This is a genomic window from Acinetobacter guerrae (assembly GCF_009372255.1).
Taxonomy (GTDB): Bacteria; Pseudomonadota; Gammaproteobacteria; order Pseudomonadales; family Moraxellaceae; genus Acinetobacter; species Acinetobacter guerrae.
On the sequence record NZ_LXGN01000001.1, the window covers coordinates 462,289 to 480,161 of the forward strand.

Consider the following 17,873-nt stretch of genomic DNA (forward strand, 5'->3'; position numbering starts at 1 on the left):
TAAGCGCGCTTTTTCGCAAGCAATTTACTTAGTTAGCATATACAGGGAATTTTGCACACACTGCTTCAACTTTTGCTTTTACATCAGCGATGACGTTCTCATCACCTTTGCTATCCAATACATCAGCAATCCAGCCAGCCAAGTCACGTACTTCAGCTTCACCGAAACCGCGAGTTGTTACTGCTGGTGTACCAATACGAATACCAGAAGTCACAAATGGCGAACGTGGATCGTTTGGAACCGCATTTTTGTTTACAGTAATGTTAGCATTGCCTAACCATGCATCCGCATCTTTACCCGTGATGTCTTGTTTAATTAAAGACAATAGGAATAGATGGTTATCTGTGCCACCTGAAACGATATCATAGCCACGACCAATCAATACTTCAGCCATTGCCTGAGCATTTTTTACCACTTGTTGTTGGTAAGTTTTATATTCAGGTGCCATTGCTTCTTTAAAGCATATTGCTTTAGCTGCAATTGCATGTACCAATGGACCACCCTGATTACCAGGGAATACAGCAGATTGAAGTTTTTTCTCGATTTCTTCGTTTGCTTTAGCAAGAATCAAACCTGAACGTGGGCCACGAAGTGTTTTATGAGTTGTAGTCGTTGTTACATCCGCGATTTGAACTGGGCTCGGATATACACCCGCAGCAACCAAACCAGCCACGTGAGCCATATCAACAAACAGATACGCGCCAACTTTATCCGCGATATCACGGAAACGTTGCCAATCAACCACACGGCTATACGCAGAGAAACCAGCCACGATCATGCGTGGTTTATGTTCTAAAGCTAAACGCTCAACTTCTTCATAATCAATTTCACCAGTCTCAGGGTTTAAACCGTACTGAATGGCATTATAGGTTTTACCAGAGAAGTTAACTTTAGCGCCATGAGTTAAATGACCACCATGTGCAAGACTCATACCTAATACAGTATCGCCAGCATTTAATAAAGCTAAATACACAGCAGAGTTCGCTTGTGAACCCGCATGCGGCTGCACATTAGCATAATCAGCGCCAAAAAGTTCTTTAGCACGGTCGATTGCAAGTTGCTCAATCACGTCTACATATTCGCAACCGCCATAATAGCGTTTGCCAGGATAACCTTCTGCATATTTATTGGTTAGTTTTGATCCTTGCGCTTCCATCACCGCAGGAGAGCAATAGTTTTCAGATGCAATAAGCTCAATATGCGCTTCTTGACGCGCATCTTCAGCGTCAATTGCTTTGGCCAATTCAGGATCAAATTCAGAAAGAGAAATGTTGGCAAACATTAGCGAGGGTCCTATGAATTAGGGCTTTTAAGCCGTGCTAAGATTGGGCGCTATTGTAGCATGAACTTTGAGATTAAGCAGAATGAACTTTGTTCAGTTTTAAATAAAAATGGCTCATGCTATTTTCATGAGCCACATTTACTAAAAATAATGATTATTTGGAAAGCATCGTACCGACATCTTGCACTATGTTCGGAATATTCAACACGTAAGCAGTACCATGATCCCACTTCACTGCATTACCATCGTCGGTAATATATTGAATAGTTGTACCCTTTTTCTCGGCTGAATCGACCAGTATATTGGTCGCGATTCGTGGTACGGTGGTATCATTACTACCCTGATAAATTTTCAATGGTGTAGTCACCTTAACAGTCAAAGGCTGACCATCTTTAGAGGTAAAGTTTTTCACCACTGGAACATTCAGGAAATTATCTTGTGTACGACCATAACCATTCAGGCTTCCAATAGATTGAGCATATAACCCCATACTGCCAGCAAAGGCATTGCCAATATCACCTGCACATTCTGTTTCTGCATATTTTTCAGCGATCTGAGCAGTTGGATCTTTAAACACCTGAGTATATTTAAAATCTGGGTTTGGATTGCGCAATCCTGCGGTAATCAATGCAGTAAAAGTATCCAAACTTGCATATACAGGAATCTGTGTAGTTACAGGTTGATTAGCTACAGAGGCTTCACCCAAAGTTAAAATAACATCTAAATTAGATGCGGGTGCAACAGCAACAGTACCTTTATAATCGAGCTTGGCACGTGAAGCATATTCAGCAGCGCCCAATGCGGCCTGTCCACCTTGTGAATGTCCCACTGTCACCCATTTATTATTTACCTTACTACCCAAATAATTTCGTGTAGCAACGACCGCATCGGTTATAGAAAAAGCTTCACTTTTTACATTTAAAAACGGATGTAACTCCTGCCCGCTCGGTTCTCCCAAACCTTCATAATCAGGTGCGACCACAACGTAACCGTTCGCAAGCAATTGGGCAATCATCCCTTTAATATAATCATTCATTGCCGTGCGGCTTGGCGCGCATTTATCCGCCACACCCGTTGTACCATGTGCCCAAGCGACAATTGGCCAACCTCCAACCGGCGCAGCTCCTTTAGGCGTGAAAACTAGCGCTGTCGCCTGCACTTCTTTACTATTAATCCCCAACATTTTGTATGTCATGATCAGACTTTCACCAGCAACTGCACTCATATCGGTTAAGCTATAGCTATCCGTACGGACAACAGGGTTTTGAATGTTATTTTCTGGAATATCAGGTGGTGGATTAAAGCCATCATTCCAGTCATTATCATCATTACAGGCTGATAAAAACATGGTTAAGCTAACTGTACAGACCGTAAGCAACTTTTTTTTCATTTTTTCTTATCCTTAAAATATATTCAACATTCTTGTTGTATTGCACAATAATGCAACTTACAAATTATGCTTTTTTAACAATAGAAACAAGACACTTATACAAAGTGAAACATAACATTCATAGACTCAATTGAATCTTTTCATGATTTATCAGGAATGCTACATTTAGCGTTTGATGTAATATTGAGATCATTCATTTAATGACTGCAATTATTCTGGATACCGAAACACATACCCTCAATGGTTTACCTATCGAAATTGCATATGCACCTATAGAGGTTCGTGCGGGTAAACTTAGTCTGGATAAAAGTCAGCTATTTGACCAGTTGTATCAGGTCAATCAACCGATCTCTTATGCAGCAATGGCGGTACATCATATTTTAGAGTCCGATCTCGTCGATCAACCTTTATATACTTCTTTTGAGTTACCTGCCGATACCACTTATATTATTGGGCATAATGTTGATTATGACATGTCTGCCATTGCGCGTTGTGGCGTAGAAACACAAGATATTAAAGCCATTTGTACCCTTGCACTTGCGCGAAAAGTTTGGCCACAAGCAGATGCGCATAATATTTCTGCTTTAATCTATCTCATATCAAAAGGAAGTGATAAAGCACGAGAACTACTAAAAGGTGCGCATCGTGCAGATGCAGATATTATTTTGACTGCCAATATCCTGATGCATATTGTTCATCATCTGAATATCGAAGATATTGAAGGACTTTACCTCGCTTCTGAACAAGCACGGATTCCCACTAAAATTAACTTTGGTAAACACAAAGGTACTTTGATTTCTGATTTACCAAGTGACTATGTAAATTGGCTATTACGTCAGGATGATCTTGATCCTTATCTAAAAAAAGCGCTTGAAAATACCACAACCTAAAACTAAATTTCTGATTATTCAGTTATTTTCATATTAGTGTAATTTTACCGTTTTAAGGTATTCCCAATTTATAAAAGGGATAAATTGGGGATGTCTCATTATTATAAAACAGCGCAAGGTCATACTGCACTCGAAAACCGTCAGTTAAACTTAAACGTCAGACAGCGCCGATTATTGCTTTTAATTGGTACTGAGGATTTTAACAAGCTAAGTGATCAGTTCAGAGAAAAAATTGCTTCTGCTGAATTATTACAACAACTTGAAGAATTGGGACTGATTCAATTTCAAGCGCATTCGAAATCTATAGCTAAGCCAATAACTTCTCCCGATATTCGACTGACCGAAGTAGCAGAATTGAATGATGATCTTTCGATCATACATCAGCCTTCAATTGCTCAGGCTCCTGTCATCAAAAAAGATCAAACCGATAGTCAATCTCATGAAAAACCAAAAATTCATGTAGAACCCTTGTCCGTCATGGCTTTTGAAGAAATTAAAACTTTAATGGCAGAAACGTTATCTCGCTATTGTGGACTACTTGCAAGGCAGCTTTTAGATCAAATTAATAACGCATCGAACATTAAACAACTCAAAATTTGCCAAATGCAATGGATCACTCATTTACAAGAAACAAGGATCCCCCCACAACAACTCAACCAACAATTACAACAGGTTAATTTCGCCTTACAACAACTTCAGCTTGATCAATAAAAAGGATTTATTCAAAAACGATTAACTCAAAAATAAAAAAAGATCTTTTAAAATTTAATTTTTATACAGATGCGAATTGCATCGTTCAGAATTTTTCAGCGATTACAACTAGAAAACTAACTTTTTTCTCTAATCCAAAGTATTATAGATACATATAGTAAATATGATATATTTCTCTGCGTTATATCAATTTAGCCCTTTAGCTCACTTCGGTGGGCTTTTTTTTGTCCTTGAATCGGTCTTTGTGAAAACTTAAGTCCAAATGATCAAGCAATTTTAATTGAAAAATCTCCTATTTTTATAAAATCTAGCCTTCATAAAATATTTATAGTGCTCTGCGTAACTTGTTCAATATTTTTTTGCACTGCAATCTAGTCTCAAAAATTAGGGTGCATTACCCCACCTTAAATGCCAAATAAAGATTAATAAGAAATTATTAACAAAAGAGAAAGTTAAAACTCATACGTTTTTAATATCACAATATTATAAAAATACGAATTTACATATTAATTAAAATAAATTATTCTAATTAATAATAGGATTCCTACATCACAATATAATATGAAATTTTCTTAATAAGAAATGACGTACTTATCTAAAAATAAAAAGAGATTAAATTAGATTAATTTTCAATAAATAAATGATATACATAGAAAATTTAATTTATAGATTCGTCTTAAAAGCATTGATTTTTTATTTTTCCACACTAATATGTGTGTTGTTGGTGCAATTTTTCTTAAAATGCACTATTAAATGACAATCAATTTTCATATAAAAGGATTTATTTTATGAAAAACATAACATTTATATTTATTTATTTCAGAATACATAGCTAATTTAAATACATCTTCACACTATTAATTTTCTGGCTTGAATTTGGTTAATTTGGCATATTCATTGCAATAAAATTATTTAGTGATACTTAATTTTAGATTTTGGTATTTCAAATACTACATCTTCGTTAATCACATTTAACAATGATCCAAAGACAATTTTTGATGTCCGAACTTGCTTCTAGTCCCATTCGGACCAGATCAATCATGTTAGTTGGTGAATTAAGGCAAATTTTAGATTCATCGAGATGATGAAAACCAGAGAAACTCTTATTTAGCTTGGCAAATGAACGTTTTGATTGCGGTGTGATTCCCTTTAACACCAAAAGATAAATCGACTTGTCTTTTTTAATGATTTTTCTCGTTTTCTATGTCACCACGATCAGGATCTTTGCAAGATATTGAGATTGATATGAAACAAAAACGGATTAGCATTGCATGGCAAATTCTGATTGCACTTATTTTAGGTATTATTGCTGGTAGCATTCTGCACAATCAGCCTGAATATCAAGAGTATATTGTTAGTAATATTCTTAAACCAGCAGGTCAAATTTTCATTAGCCTGATCAAAATGATTGTGGTGCCTATTGTTATTTCGACCCTAATCTTAGGAATTGCAGGCATTGGTGATACCAAAAAACTTGGAAGTATTGGTCTAAAAACCATTATTTATTTTGAAGTCATCACCACCGTTGCAATTATTGTTGGGCTTCTTGCTGCAAATATTTTCCAACCGGGCGCTGGTGTAGACATGTCTATGCTGCACAAAGTAGACATTACCAAGTTTGAAGCCACTACACATGAATATCAATCTCATGCGCATGGTTTCCTGCAAACAATTTTAGGTCTTATTCCAACCAATATTATAGATTCTATGGCTAAAGCCCAGATGTTACCGATTATTTTCTTTTCGGTGATTTTTGGTGTTGGCTTGGCAGCATTACCCAACGAAACAAAACAACCTTTATTAGGTGTGTTTAATGCCATTGCAGAAACCATGTTCAAAGTCACTCACATGGTAATGTTGTATGCTCCAATTGGCGTATTCGCATTAATTGCAACGACAGTTGCAACATTCGGTTTTTCATCATTGGTGCCTTTGTTTAAGTTAGTGGTGTTGGTGTATACCGCAATCTTGTTCTTTGCATTTGTAGTTTTAGGTTCAGTTGCAAAATTTTGCGGTTTAAATATTTTTAGTATCATTAAATTGTTAAAAGACGAACTTATTTTGGCATTTTCAACTGCAAGCTCTGAAACAGTATTACCTCGTATCATTCAAAAAACTGAAGCCTATGGTGCACCTCGTGCGATTGCAAGTTTTGTAATTCCAACAGGCTATTCATTTAATCTGGATGGTTCGACGCTTTATCAAAGTATTGCAGCCATTTTTATTGCTCAGCTTTACGGAATCGATTTAACCCTTTCACAGCAGCTTATTTTAGTATTAACGCTCATGGTCACTTCAAAAGGTGTTGCTGGCGTTCCAGGTGCATCTTTTGTCGTATTACTTGCAACCTTAGGTGTGGTTGGTATTCCATTAGAAGGTCTGGCATTTATTGCAGGAGTAGATCGTATTTTAGATATGGCTCGAACTGCACTTAATGTGGTCGGTAATGCTTTGGCTGCATTAGTGATCAGTAAGTGGCAAAAACAATATGATGCTGAAAAAGCAGAAGCCTATATGTTGTCGCTGAAACAAGTCTAAACCGATATAAACTTATCCAAGTAAAAGAGTAACTGAGACTTTCAGTTACTCTTTTTTTACAACTCAACTTTTAGTTAGGTCTGCTTAAATATTCGCTTTTTTATAAACCGACACCTGTACAATGCGGACTACCACTTGCATCAACAGCCTTTGTATCAAGAGTTATACCCGTTTTTGCTGGCATTTCAGTCTGGATAAAAGTATAGACCTTGAGGTTGCGACAGACGATTGCCTGCGTATGTGTCGCATTGATAACAGGATCAAGTTCGACATTTGGTGAACCTAATTTATTTTTCAAATTTTCAACCAATGCTTGCGTTACAGGGTAAGGCACATTGGTATCTGCCGTACCTTGAACAATGTAAACTGGTTTATCTATACGTTTAGTCCCTGGTTGATTAGCAGCCAAAAACTTTTGAACCGTTTGATTGGTTTTAAAGTTGTTGGTATCTAGGCCAGGATAATCCATAACTTTTTTATCAGGATTATCGGTCATAAACTTGATAATGTCGGTTTTAAATTTATCAATCAAACTTAAGTTAGTATCATCGCTGTCTAAGCAAAGCCCATTTTCCCCTGTGGTGCCTTCTGCAAATTCAGCCAGTGGTTTCGCTCTTTCCTGAAAGATATCCCGATAATTAAACTGTGTTTCATATGCTTTGATTCCAACGCCTGTAAGCGCAGCATAAGCCAGTAAAGTCGCATAAGAATTCACTGACACACGGTTGGTTAATGGCACGTTCGCCGTTATTTCTTTTTGTTCAATTGCTGCCAATGCCGCTGGTGCAACATCTAAAATGATTGTACCCAAACTCGATGCGGGCGCGCCTGCTACTGCACCTTGATAGGTTGCATCAGCATTCGCATATTCTGCGGTGCCAAGTGATGCTTGTCCGCCTTGTGACTGACCGACAGACATCCATTCACCATTAAGCTGATTACCATAATGATCCTTAGCTGCCTTAATAGCAGCAATTGCAGACTTGGCTTCACTTGCTAAGTTGAGATAAGGATGAATTCCCGGTGTTCCTAACCCTTCATAGTCAGGTGCAATCACAACATAGCCTGCTGCCAAGAGAGTATCTGCCAAAATTTTAAACCGCGGATTGATCGTATTATTGCTAGGAGCACAGCTATCACCCACCCCAACCGTACCATGCTCCCATACCACAACACGATAACCATCTTTTGGTTGAGTAACCTTTGGAAACATTACCATAGCAGTCGCTTTGGCTGTTTTACCTTGGACATTGACCATATTATAGGTCATCACTTTAACAGATGCAGCGCTTGAAACTTGGTCCTTATTATAAGTCGTTTCTGAGATATAGGTTTGGTCTGGATTCACTCCAAAATAATCATCATGACTATCATTACAAGCGCTTAAAAACAGTGTGCTCGCTGAGAATGTAAGTGCTAACGCAATTTTTGACCGTTTCATAAAATATCCTTTTTATGTTTTGAATTTTAGTTTGCATGTTCTGATATGCAATATTATTTATGCACAAAAAAAGTGCTCTGCATAGAACACTTTTTAACTAAACGGTCAAAATTATATTTTAAAGTCAATTCGCTATTATTATGTATTATTAGATTTATCAATTCATTATTAGAATGCTAACAATTCAGACCATGCAATTGTCTTGTCAAACAACGTCGTATTATTTATTACAGCCTTGTATTGTGCACTAGTGCTATTCACTTTGGTGACTGTAATTGGGTTAATACTATTTGATGTATCGGTAATCGTCAGAGTTCCCGAATAAGGATACCCCGCAATGCCATCATCATTCGTTTTTAGAAAATATGGATCGTTAGCATTGGTGAAGGTCATGTCAAAATTACCCTCTTTCAATCCAGTTTGCTTAATATGTCCAGAGATAGTTATTTTGACATTAGTGATATCCTGATCTGCCCAGTTCAGAGCATAATCACTTAAATTATAAGTTGTTTTAGTAGCGTTCAAATCTGAAACCAAACTTAGATTTGATGTACTAAATGAGCCACTGGTATCATTATTATTGGTCTCTTTAATGTTCCCATTTAGTGTACGCGTTTCGCCTGTGGGAAAGCTTTCTACAAAATTAGTCAGTGTATAAGTACTGCCATCACCCAAATCAAGCGACCCACTCACTGACGCTTGATCGTCAGTTTCAAACAACCCCTTACATTGACTAAAACTAACGACACTCCCTGTACGTTGGTAACTTCCAGATGTGCAGGTTTTATTTTCTTTTAATTCATCTACACCATCAATAATACTGGCAATCACACCTTCGTATAGCGACTCTCTAACCGCAATCCCTGTTATTTTATCAACCAGTGTTACTGAAACAGATGCTCCATTACTATTTTCCCCTGAGCTCTGTGAACCAGAAGAATTAGAATTACTTCCTGATGTGTTACTTTGACCACTATCATCACTAGAACCACCACATCCAGTTAAAAATAAACTGCCAAACAACATCGTTGTTAATATTGAATATTTCATTGTTTTCCCCTTACTACAAGATTGTCTTAGTTTTAGGGAAAAATGATTTATCGTCTATTCCATAAATAGGGAATAAAATAAAATTATTTTAACTAGTATTTTTGCGCAGGCATATTTAAAAATAGTTTTACAAGTTCAGACTGCCGATTTGTCGCTGTTTTTTTAAATATAGATTGTATTTGTTTACGTATAGTATCTTCATTTACCTGATGTTTTTGAGCAATAACTTTCGGTGAATCACCTTCTAGTAATTTTAATGCAATTTTTGATTCAGCAGGTGACAGTCCAAATATTACATTTAACAAATGAGGATCAAGACTAACAGCATGTTTCGGAGAATAAAAAGTCAACATAACCATAGGCCTTATTCCAAAGGCTTTTATTTCCTGCTCTGAAACTAACAAAGTAATAAAAATATACAAAACCTCTCCATCTATCATCAATATTTTTATACAGCATTCTTCTGATGTTTGCTTATTAATCAATTGATTGCATCTAAAAAGATATTCAACATATTGAAGCTTTTGATTAAGTTGATTTAAATATGGATCAGGTATTTTTAAATATTTATCAATGATTTGAACAAACGGTATTTTTTCTACTAAATTATTCATTGCCTGATTTGTATGGGCAACTTCACCCGAAAGATTCAAAAGCATAATGGGTTGCATGAGCTTATCAATTAATGCAAAGCCAATAATTGCTTTATTTGAAAACTCATAGATGTGTTTTTGTAGTAGTGCAATACGCCGAAGATGTGGCAACAAACGATCTAAAAAAGAAAGTTCTTCGTCATTTAAGGGCTGACGTTGCTTGGATGTGTGTATACCGAACACCACGCATAAATCTTCATTCCAGAACAAATGATGTACGGACAAAAAATATAGCCCGATAGGCAATAAAATATTTTTATATAAATCAGAAGACTCAATATATATATCATTGATATGTGTGTGGCTCTGGTACCAACCTTGTCTTTGCGGATTCAAGATTTGAGGCCAACGCGGATCTTCTCGCACTGGATAATGAAGATGCATCACCTGCGCAACAGCCAGTAAATCATCAGGCATTGTACCTTTACCTACACAGTAGGACATCACCTGATATTTTAAATCTATGGCTGCAATTTGTACTAATGAAGTATCCAGAATCTGGTTGATTCTTTCAGCAAAATTATTCCAACTCTCTTGCCCCAGTGGAATTTTATAAATAAGTTCTACTAGCTCATCATAATAAATATTATAGTTTTGATTTTTATGCATAAAAATTTCTCATACATACTTAAAAATAAGTATATATGAAAAATAAAATTTAAGTAAATTACATTAATCTTAATTTAAAATAAAATCAACACAATATAAATTAAAATAAATAACTCACATAAAATTTCACATAATTATACTCGGCAAATTTATATAGTATAAGCCAAAAAAATACCTATAAATATAATGACACCAACCCAACGATTATGCCGAAATGCCCAAAAGCACATCTGCGGATCACGAGTTTTGGTTTTTGACCATTGATAAAAATAATCAGCTGCAACCAATAACAAAGCCACAAGCCCCCACGGAAACAGAATATCGGCAAGGTAAAAAGAAGTACCAATCAATGCAATACTTAAAAACTGCAATAAAGAAATAATTTCAATATCGTATTTACCAAAAAGAATTGCAGTAGATTTAACCCCTATTTTTAAATCATATTCACGATCGGTAATGGCATATTGTGTATCGAAAGCCACTGTCCAACATAAATTTCCAAAATATAATAACCAGCATGTCCAATCTAAAGGCTTACCCATTGCTGTAAACGCCATCGGAATGCCCCATGAAAATGCCATACCCAAAACCACTTGTGGTAAATGCGTATAACGCTTCATAAATGGGTAAATAAAAGCTAAACCCAAAGCACCAAAAGCACAATAAAATGTCGCTATTGGCAAAAAGAACAACATACAAGCACTGGCGGCAACCAAAATTAAAAATACAGCAATCGCTTCTTTGGGTTGAATAATGCCTGTAGCAAGTGGTCTGGTTTTAGTTCTCTCTACATAACCATCGACTTCACGATCAGCAAAATCATTAATTGCACAACCCGCTGCACGCATAAAAATTGTACCAAAAACAAAAGCCAATAAGACATGTAATGGAGGAATCCCTTCTGCTGCAATCCATAATGCCCACATCGTTGGCCAAAAAACCAACTCTGTCCCAATGGGTTTGTCAAATCGACATAAATAATAATAGGCTTCTAAACGTTGTCGCCATGTGATGGATTGCGCTATTGCCATGACTTACCCCTGTTCATTTTGTTTCTGAATAAAGTTTTCAAATGTGGTGAGAAATGTTTCTTGTACAATGAATTTACAGCCATGCCAAATATAACAACTTTGTCGAGTCCAGCCATCCTCTAGATAAATTACTCGGCGTTCACAGACTGGGGTTGTACGCTGAAATAAAAACTTTCCAATTGGTTTTGTTCCAATATGCTGAAAGATTCTGGCTTTTTTTTGTAAGCTTAAAATTGGGAAAATACTTTTTGCCTTAACCCATGCATGCTTTTCACATCCATAAAGTAAACTCTCTCGCACCCATGCACTATGTGTATGTGGCATGTTCATCCACTGACTATCAATAAAACTTAAACGCTGAAAGTGTTCTTTGGTGGGTTCAACCCGAAACTGACCAGACGCCAAATCTGTCAATTGCTGAGTCAGGGAGCCTGATGCATACAACCATTTTTTTAATTCAGGAGTTAAACTTTTTTCCTGCTTAAGTCTGGATTGTATGATTTGCATAACACGCTCGCTCCGATCAGAAAACCTAGTTTAACCGAATTTTTATCTTGAGAATGCTGCGATTTTAAGCAACGCTCTTTTTTCATAAATTTGTAATAAATTTCACTATCTGAGAATATTTTAATATATCATATAGGGCATTTATCACAGGCATAGCTTAAGACCATTATGATGAATGACAAATTCAGATTTATTTTGCTTTACGGTGGAATATTCTGGGGCTGTGGTTTTACTATTTTAATGTTGCTTTATCGCTATTTCTTTTTGAATCAACCAAGCTTACCTATTACTGCCTTTGGTGTCTATTTTAGTATTTGCTTTATTGCAGGGCTAGTATGGGGAAGTTTAGTTCATCATGATATTCAAAAGAAAATAGTGAGTTAATTACTGTTCAAAAAAGTGTAAAAGCCAGTTTTCAAACTGGCTTTTGTGTTTCTAAAATTAAATAAATCAAACAGATGCCGCTACTTTTGCAGGTATACCACTATGGAAACGAAATACATCATCAGGTGCCAAAATTAAGTTTTTTTCAACTTCACGAATATGTTCAATTCGCTGTTGAATATCTTCTTCTGGATTTTTCATTTTGGTCGTGGTTGCCACTTCCATGGCTAAAGCCAGATAATCTTCAAAATGCCGTGATTCTGATTTCAATAAATAACGATAGTAACGCCCAAGTTCTTCATCCACTAAAGGCGCGAGTGCATGAAAACGCTCACAAGAGCGCGCTTCTACAAATGCCCCAACAATCATGACATCAATCAATGCTTCAGGTTCATAAGTTCGAATTTCTTTACGCAAGCCACCGGCATAGCGTCCAGCACTGACTGCTTTCCATTCTTGACCACGCTTTTTCATAAACTCAAGTACTTGTTCGTAGTGCAACATTTCCTCACGAACCAGTTGAGCCAGTTTGACCTGTAAATCCGTAAAAAAACTATAACGGAACATCAGGTTCATCGCTGTTCCTGCAGCTTTTTTTTCACAATTTGCATGGTCTTGCATTAACAAATCAAGATTATTAACGGCTTCATCTAACCATGCCTGAGGAGTTTGACAGCCTAAAAATTTAATCACAGGCTGCATTAATTCATCATAGTTGGGATTTGACATTTATAAACTCTTATCTTGCTGCCTGAATAGCGGCTTTCATGTGTTGTACAGCCTGTGCTAAGCCGACAAAAATACTATCTGCGATAATCGAATGACCAATATTTAATTCATGAATCTGTGGAATTGCAGCGATAGGAGCAACATTTTCCAAATTAAGCCCATGTCCGGCATTAACAATCAAGCCTTTGCTGGCTGCATATTCTGCACCCTGAATGATTCGCGCAAGCTCAGCTTGTTGCTCTTCATCATTTATAGCATCGGCATAAGCACCTGTATGCAACTCAATTGTGGGCGCCCCACAGGCAATTGCAGCATCAATTTGGGCTAACTCAGCATCGATAAATAATGAAACTTCACAACCAATTTCAGCTAGGGCTTGAGTCGCTGCTTTGACTTTTTCCAATTGTCCGACGACATTTAAACCACCTTCAGTAGTTACTTCCTGACGACGTTCAGGTACAAAACACACATGATGCGGTTGAATCTCTTTAGCAAACTCTACCATTTCATCTGTGACAGCCATTTCCAAATTCATATGCGTTTTTAATAATGGGCGCATACGACGTACATCATCATCTTGGATATGTCGACGATCTTCACGCAAATGTAAAGTAATTCCTTGTGCTCCAGCCTGTTCACATACTAATGCCGCTTGAACTGGATCTGGATAAATCGTGCCCCGCGCTTGTCTTAACGTCGCAACATGATCGATATTCACACCAAGCAAAGCAGCCATAGATAATTCCTGAAAGCAAAAAATTAAGAATGTGATTGTGTACTTTGTATCCAAAGCTGACGACTTTTTAGAGGCCGATCACCCAACAAAGATGTAATCATTTGACGGTATAGTTTACCCAATAATTGCAATTGTTCGGCAGAAAATTCTTCACCATCTGCGTAACTATGCATACAACAAATCGACTCACCTGACAGGCTTGCAGAACTACGACTCGCAACAGGTAAAAACCCTTCCGTTGTCTGAAATTGATAAGACATAAGTGTGCTAATAGGCTGCTGATTACAATCTACATGAAAATCAACAGCATAACCTAGCTCTTGCAATAAAGCATGTTCAAACTGACGTAAAATTTGTCTTAAAAATAAAGCGGGCTGTGGATGCGAAGACAAAAGTTGTAACTGTGCCAATGTTTTCTGATATTGGCTAAATGATTGCGGCATCGCCTCTTCTAAAGGGCACAAGCGTAACAAGATTTCATTTAAATAAAATCCTGCAAAAAAAGCATCACCATGAAAAAAAACAGGGTGATTTAAAATTTCAAGTTTGGTGAAATTTTTCAAATCACCTTTGCCCGTTGCTTGTAACGTAATCGGTTGATATTGAGGTGGCGGTGTTTGCCTGAGAATACCATCCATACGACCATATTCTTCAGTAAACAAATGCACTATATGGCTTTTTTCCCGATATTTTCGATGATGAATCAGATAGCCATGAACGACTTCATTACGCATAAAAAAGATCAATCATCCTTTTTTTTCTGATCTTTTTCATCATCACCATCAGGAATCACCGCGCCTACTACAGCCGCAGTACCTTTAACTACGGCTTTCGTGGTTCCATAAGCAATTTCTACAGGTACAGTCACAATTTTGGTAATACAACCTTGCAGCATAAAAACACAGGTAAAAATTCCAACACATCGCATCATGACTGTCATTATTTCTTCTCTAACCCTGTTTGTTTAAATATCACTATAACCCAGACTTTTTAGCGCACGCTCGTCATCAGACCAGCCACCTTTGACTTTCACCCATAGTGTCAGCATGATTTTTTGCTCAAACATTTTTTCCATGTCTGTTCTTGCTTCCATACCAATACGTTTAAGTTTTGCACCTTTTTCACCAATGACAATGGCTTTTTGTCCAGCGCGTTCCACAAAAATCGTAGCATCAATATAGGTACAAGCAGGTTTTAAACGACCTGTTTTTTCGCTAATGGTTTCTTCTTCAGTTTTAAATGACTCGATTTGTACCGTTAGATCATACGGTAACTCTTCACCAAGTTGACGCATGATTTTTTCGCGAATAATCTCACTTGCCAGAAAACGCTCAGAACGATCGGTGATTTGATCCATTGAATAAAGCGGCGGCTGAAAAGGTAAATATTTTTCAATGGTGTCACGTAAGTGATCCAAATTCGCACCGCGCAATGCTGAAACAGGTACAATTTCAGCAAAATTCATCAATTTTGCACGTTCACGAATAAGTGGTAACGCTTCGTTTTTATTTTCAAAGGTGTCTAATTTATTAATCACCAAGATGACTGGCATTTCTGCATTTTTAAGCTTTTCCAAAACCAGTTCATCGTTTTGAGTCCACTTTTGTGCATCTACAACAAATAAAACCAGATTGACATCACGCAATGCAGAATGCGCCGCGCGGTTCATCATTTTATTGATGGCACGGACTTCTTTTTTGTGCATTCCAGGCGTATCTACAAATACTGCTTGCGATTTTTCGCGCGAATCGATACCCACAATTTTGTGACGTGTGGTTTGCGGTTTACGTGAAGTAATCGACAACTTTTGACCCAATAAATGGTTCATCAGTGTAGATTTGCCTACATTTGGTCGGCCAACAATCGCAACAAAGCCACTTCTAAAGTCAGCAGGAATAGTGACACCATTGTCACTAAAAAATTGATCAATCAGTTGATTGGCCTGATTTTCACTATGTTGAGTTTCAGGATTTTCATTTGAATCTGGATTGACTTGATCAGAATGCATGGACATGCAGGCTATTGCTCCAATAACTTTAATATTTCTGCCGCCGCTGCTTGTTCCGCAAAACGTCGACTTGAACCCTCACCTATAATATTCGGTAGTCCCGCTACAGAACATTGCACTTTAAAGTGCTGATGAGGTGCATCACCCTGAATATCTACAACCTCGTAAACAGGGAGAGGTTTTTTACGTGCTTGTAGATACTCTTGTAAACGTGATTTTGGGTCTTTGAGTTGATCACTTGGCTCAATATGATCCAAATACGGCGTATACCATTTTAACACAATACTTTTAAGCAGTTCTAAATCACCACTATCGACATAAATTGCACCAATAATGGCTTCTACTGTATCTGCCAGTATCGATTCACGATGATGACCACCCGATTTTAATTCACCTGTGCTTAATATTAAACACCGACTAAGTTTCAAATCGTTTGCAATCTTGCCTAAAGCTTCCTGACGTACCAGTGTAGCACGCATACGTGTAAGCCGACCCTCATTTTCATGTGGATAGGTCTGATATAAATAATTGGCAATGATCATGCCAAGTAATGAGTCGCCCAAAAACTCAAGACGTTCATAATTGTATTTGTGACTGACAGATCGGTGTGTTAAAGCAAGCTGAAGTAGCTCGGCTTGCTGAAACTGATAACCAATCCTGCTCGGTAATCGAGGATCACTTAGCTTGGACTGACCTTTGATCAAAATTTTTCTCGAATGTTAGAACTAAATCAATATTCAATAAGAACGGTTTTCTTATTTCATATTTTTTACTGACGTTTAGACCATCTTTGTTTGATACTTTGGCAATATCCTTGAAATGTAAATCACGAATATTATTCATATTCAGACGTTGTTCCATTTCTGTATCAAACTTTGTAGCTGTGATATCTGAAGGACTGTTTTTAACCAGTTCTTCAATCTGACTATCAATCACACGGTCATCCCAATATGCAGGCCAAATAACAACGGCAGCCTTGACTGCCAGTGCAAATAAGACCACCCCAAATAAAATAGCTAAATACGAAGCGCCTTGCTGAGACTTACGCATTTTGAATATTCCTAATTATGTTTTTAGTCAATTTTTCCGTTACGACTGAACGATGGAATCTTAAAGCCAGGTTCTTTATGCATCCATTTATAAAATGCTCGACCTGTTAAATTTTCCTCTGGAACGAATCCCCAAAAACGGCTATCAGCACTTTGGTCACGGTTATCACCCATCGCAAAATAATGCCCTTTCGGAACAGTCACTTCCCAATATAAACCATCTTGATTCGAATATTTACCATTTTCTATATAATTGATAAACGGAGCCTGTCGAGCAATATTGACGCCTTCTAGCTCTCGCATCGTAAAGGTATGATCACCGAGCGTTTCTTTATGATAAATCGACGTTGGTGTATCTAAAATATCTTTTTCACGATGAAATTCTGTCGCAACTTTAGGTACTTTTTGACCATTAATGCTCAACTGTCCATGATCATAAACGATATGATCTCCCGGTAAACCGACGACACGTTTAATATAACTAATTGTCGGTTGCGGTGGATAACGAAAAACAATCACATCCCCACGCTCTGGTTCACCAACATCAATCACTTTCTTATTAATAATGGGTAAACGCACACCATAGTCAAATTTATTGACCAAGATAAAATCACCAGTTTCCAATGTTGGTACCATTGAATCCGAAGGGATATTAAACGGCTCGTACAAAAAAGAACGCAGAATAAGGACAACAGCCAAAACAGGCCAGAAATCATATGCCCATGTAATGAGAAAATTTTCATTTTCACGCCCTTTGGATGCACGCTGTTTAAAAACCAACTTATCCAATAGCCACACAATAAAAAATATAAGTGTGACTGGAACGAGAATCAAATTAAAATCAAAATCCACAAAACCTCACTCG

Annotated in this window: 19 protein-coding genes; 4 read left to right on the forward strand and 15 right to left on the reverse strand. The window is 37.2% G+C overall.

The window, feature by feature from the left end; translation table 11 throughout:
* Positions 1-28 precede the first annotated feature (28 nt).
* Together glyA and A7A69_RS02125 are read right to left on the reverse strand one after the other, a co-directional pair.
* A complete protein-coding gene (gene glyA / locus A7A69_RS02120) occupies positions 29-1,282 on the reverse strand; it encodes a serine hydroxymethyltransferase (RefSeq protein ID WP_120369570.1) in 1,254 nt (417 codons plus the stop codon).
* 154 nt (positions 1,283-1,436) lie between these two features.
* Positions 1,437-2,672: an alpha/beta hydrolase gene (locus tag A7A69_RS02125; protein ID WP_152876111.1), complete on the reverse strand. Its 1,236-nt coding sequence runs from the start codon at positions 2,670-2,672 to the stop codon at positions 1,437-1,439.
* Positions 2,673-2,872: 200 nt separating this feature from the next.
* Between A7A69_RS02125 and A7A69_RS02130 the strand changes: the two genes are divergently transcribed.
* From A7A69_RS02130 to gltP, 3 genes are all read left to right on the forward strand, one after another.
* Positions 2,873-3,562: a putative quorum-sensing-regulated virulence factor gene (locus tag A7A69_RS02130; protein WP_152876112.1), complete on the forward strand. Its 690-nt coding sequence runs from the start codon at positions 2,873-2,875 to the stop codon at positions 3,560-3,562.
* A gap of 90 nt (positions 3,563-3,652) precedes the next feature.
* Positions 3,653-4,273, forward strand: coding sequence for a hypothetical protein (locus A7A69_RS02135; RefSeq protein WP_152876113.1), 621 nt, complete (start codon positions 3,653-3,655; stop codon positions 4,271-4,273).
* A gap of 1,245 nt (positions 4,274-5,518) precedes the next feature.
* A complete protein-coding gene (gene gltP / locus A7A69_RS02140) occupies positions 5,519-6,811 on the forward strand; it encodes a glutamate/aspartate:proton symporter GltP (RefSeq protein WP_152876114.1) in 1,293 nt (430 codons plus the stop codon).
* A 100-nt stretch (positions 6,812-6,911) separates the two neighbouring features.
* Here the strand turns inward: gltP and A7A69_RS02145 are convergent, their stop codons facing one another.
* The 5 genes from A7A69_RS02145 to A7A69_RS02165 all read right to left on the reverse strand — a co-directional run bounded on the left by A7A69_RS02145 (position 6,912) and on the right by A7A69_RS02165 (position 12,102).
* Positions 6,912-8,252 (reverse strand): alpha/beta hydrolase, encoded by a 1,341-nt coding sequence (locus A7A69_RS02145; RefSeq protein WP_152876115.1) that lies wholly within the window; start codon positions 8,250-8,252, stop codon positions 6,912-6,914.
* Between the two features lie 168 nt (positions 8,253-8,420).
* Entirely contained in the window at positions 8,421-9,278 is an 858-nt protein-coding gene (locus tag A7A69_RS02150; protein ID WP_152876116.1) for a hypothetical protein, read from the reverse strand.
* A 116-nt stretch (positions 9,279-9,394) separates the two neighbouring features.
* Entirely contained in the window at positions 9,395-10,564 is a 1,170-nt protein-coding gene (locus A7A69_RS02155; protein WP_152876117.1) for a helix-turn-helix transcriptional regulator, read from the reverse strand.
* 149 nt (positions 10,565-10,713) lie between these two features.
* The gene (gene ubiA / locus A7A69_RS02160) at positions 10,714-11,595 is read right to left on the reverse strand and encodes a 4-hydroxybenzoate octaprenyltransferase (protein ID WP_120369563.1); all 882 of its coding nucleotides are present in this window, start codon (positions 11,593-11,595) and stop codon (positions 10,714-10,716) included.
* A 3-nt stretch (positions 11,596-11,598) separates the two neighbouring features.
* The gene (locus A7A69_RS02165; protein ID WP_152876118.1) at positions 11,599-12,102 is read right to left on the reverse strand and encodes a chorismate--pyruvate lyase family protein; all 504 of its coding nucleotides are present in this window, start codon (positions 12,100-12,102) and stop codon (positions 11,599-11,601) included.
* Between the two features lie 171 nt (positions 12,103-12,273).
* Between A7A69_RS02165 and A7A69_RS02170 the strand changes: the two genes are divergently transcribed.
* Complete coding sequence (locus A7A69_RS02170; protein ID WP_241675196.1) at positions 12,274-12,486, forward strand: hypothetical protein; 213 nt, start codon at positions 12,274-12,276, stop codon at positions 12,484-12,486.
* Between the two features lie 66 nt (positions 12,487-12,552).
* On the opposite strand, the gene A7A69_RS02175 is transcribed toward A7A69_RS02170, so the two are convergent.
* Genes A7A69_RS02175 through lepB form a run of 8 tightly spaced genes read right to left on the reverse strand, consistent with a single transcriptional unit; the run spans position 12,553 to position 17,860 of the window.
* Positions 12,553-13,215: a MiaE family protein gene (locus A7A69_RS02175; RefSeq protein WP_120369560.1), complete on the reverse strand. Its 663-nt coding sequence runs from the start codon at positions 13,213-13,215 to the stop codon at positions 12,553-12,555.
* A 10-nt stretch (positions 13,216-13,225) separates the two neighbouring features.
* On the reverse strand, positions 13,226-13,951 hold the full coding sequence (pdxJ, locus tag A7A69_RS02180; protein ID WP_152876119.1) for a pyridoxine 5'-phosphate synthase: 726 nt from the start codon (positions 13,949-13,951) through the stop codon (positions 13,226-13,228).
* A 23-nt stretch (positions 13,952-13,974) separates the two neighbouring features.
* Positions 13,975-14,685 (reverse strand): DNA repair protein RecO, encoded by a 711-nt coding sequence (recO, locus tag A7A69_RS02185; RefSeq protein ID WP_152876120.1) that lies wholly within the window; start codon positions 14,683-14,685, stop codon positions 13,975-13,977.
* Positions 14,686-14,693: 8 nt separating this feature from the next.
* Positions 14,694-14,891, reverse strand: a complete 198-nt coding sequence (locus A7A69_RS02190; RefSeq protein ID WP_152876121.1) for an NF038104 family lipoprotein — start codon at positions 14,889-14,891, stop codon at positions 14,694-14,696.
* Positions 14,892-14,915: 24 nt separating this feature from the next.
* Complete coding sequence (gene era / locus A7A69_RS02195; RefSeq protein ID WP_152876186.1) at positions 14,916-15,959, reverse strand: GTPase Era; 1,044 nt, start codon at positions 15,957-15,959, stop codon at positions 14,916-14,918.
* An 11-nt stretch (positions 15,960-15,970) separates the two neighbouring features.
* Complete coding sequence (gene rnc, locus A7A69_RS02200) at positions 15,971-16,663, reverse strand: ribonuclease III (protein WP_120369556.1); 693 nt, start codon at positions 16,661-16,663, stop codon at positions 15,971-15,973.
* The gene (locus tag A7A69_RS02205) at positions 16,635-17,009 is read right to left on the reverse strand and encodes a DUF4845 domain-containing protein (protein WP_120369555.1); all 375 of its coding nucleotides are present in this window, start codon (positions 17,007-17,009) and stop codon (positions 16,635-16,637) included. The genes rnc and A7A69_RS02205 overlap by 29 nt, the downstream gene beginning before the upstream one ends.
* A 23-nt stretch (positions 17,010-17,032) precedes the next feature.
* Entirely contained in the window at positions 17,033-17,860 is an 828-nt protein-coding gene (gene lepB / locus A7A69_RS02210) for a signal peptidase I (protein ID WP_120369554.1), read from the reverse strand.
* Positions 17,861-17,873 lie beyond the last annotated feature (13 nt).

Coding starts and splice junctions, on each gene's coding strand:
- ubiA (WP_120369563.1), bottom strand. CDS start 11,595: ATGGCAATAGCGCAATCCATCACATGGCGACAACGTTTAGAAGCCTAT.
- A7A69_RS02125 (WP_152876111.1), bottom strand. CDS start 2,672: ATGAAAAAAAAGTTGCTTACGGTCTGTACAGTTAGCTTAACCATGTTT.
- A7A69_RS02135 (WP_152876113.1), top strand. CDS start 3,653: ATGTCTCATTATTATAAAACAGCGCAAGGTCATACTGCACTCGAAAAC.
- A7A69_RS02155 (WP_152876117.1), bottom strand. CDS start 10,564: ATGCATAAAAATCAAAACTATAATATTTATTATGATGAGCTAGTAGAA.
- A7A69_RS02145 (WP_152876115.1), bottom strand. CDS start 8,252: ATGAAACGGTCAAAAATTGCGTTAGCACTTACATTCTCAGCGAGCACA.
- glyA (WP_120369570.1), bottom strand. CDS start 1,282: ATGTTTGCCAACATTTCTCTTTCTGAATTTGATCCTGAATTGGCCAAA.
- A7A69_RS02175 (WP_120369560.1), bottom strand. CDS start 13,215: ATGTCAAATCCCAACTATGATGAATTAATGCAGCCTGTGATTAAATTT.
- A7A69_RS02150 (WP_152876116.1), bottom strand. CDS start 9,278: ATGTTGTTTGGCAGTTTATTTTTAACTGGATGTGGTGGTTCTAGTGAT.
- A7A69_RS02170 (WP_241675196.1), top strand. CDS start 12,274: ATGAATGACAAATTCAGATTTATTTTGCTTTACGGTGGAATATTCTGG.
- A7A69_RS02205 (WP_120369555.1), bottom strand. CDS start 17,009: ATGCGTAAGTCTCAGCAAGGCGCTTCGTATTTAGCTATTTTATTTGGG.
- recO (WP_152876120.1), bottom strand. CDS start 14,685: ATGCGTAATGAAGTCGTTCATGGCTATCTGATTCATCATCGAAAATAT.
- gltP (WP_152876114.1), top strand. CDS start 5,519: ATGAAACAAAAACGGATTAGCATTGCATGGCAAATTCTGATTGCACTT.
- pdxJ (WP_152876119.1), bottom strand. CDS start 13,951: ATGGCTGCTTTGCTTGGTGTGAATATCGATCATGTTGCGACGTTAAGA.
- era (WP_152876186.1), bottom strand. CDS start 15,959: ATGCATTCTGATCAAGTCAATCCAGATTCAAATGAAAATCCTGAAACT.
- A7A69_RS02165 (WP_152876118.1), bottom strand. CDS start 12,102: ATGCAAATCATACAATCCAGACTTAAGCAGGAAAAAAGTTTAACTCCT.
- A7A69_RS02190 (WP_152876121.1), bottom strand. CDS start 14,891: ATGACAGTCATGATGCGATGTGTTGGAATTTTTACCTGTGTTTTTATG.
- A7A69_RS02130 (WP_152876112.1), top strand. CDS start 2,873: ATGACTGCAATTATTCTGGATACCGAAACACATACCCTCAATGGTTTA.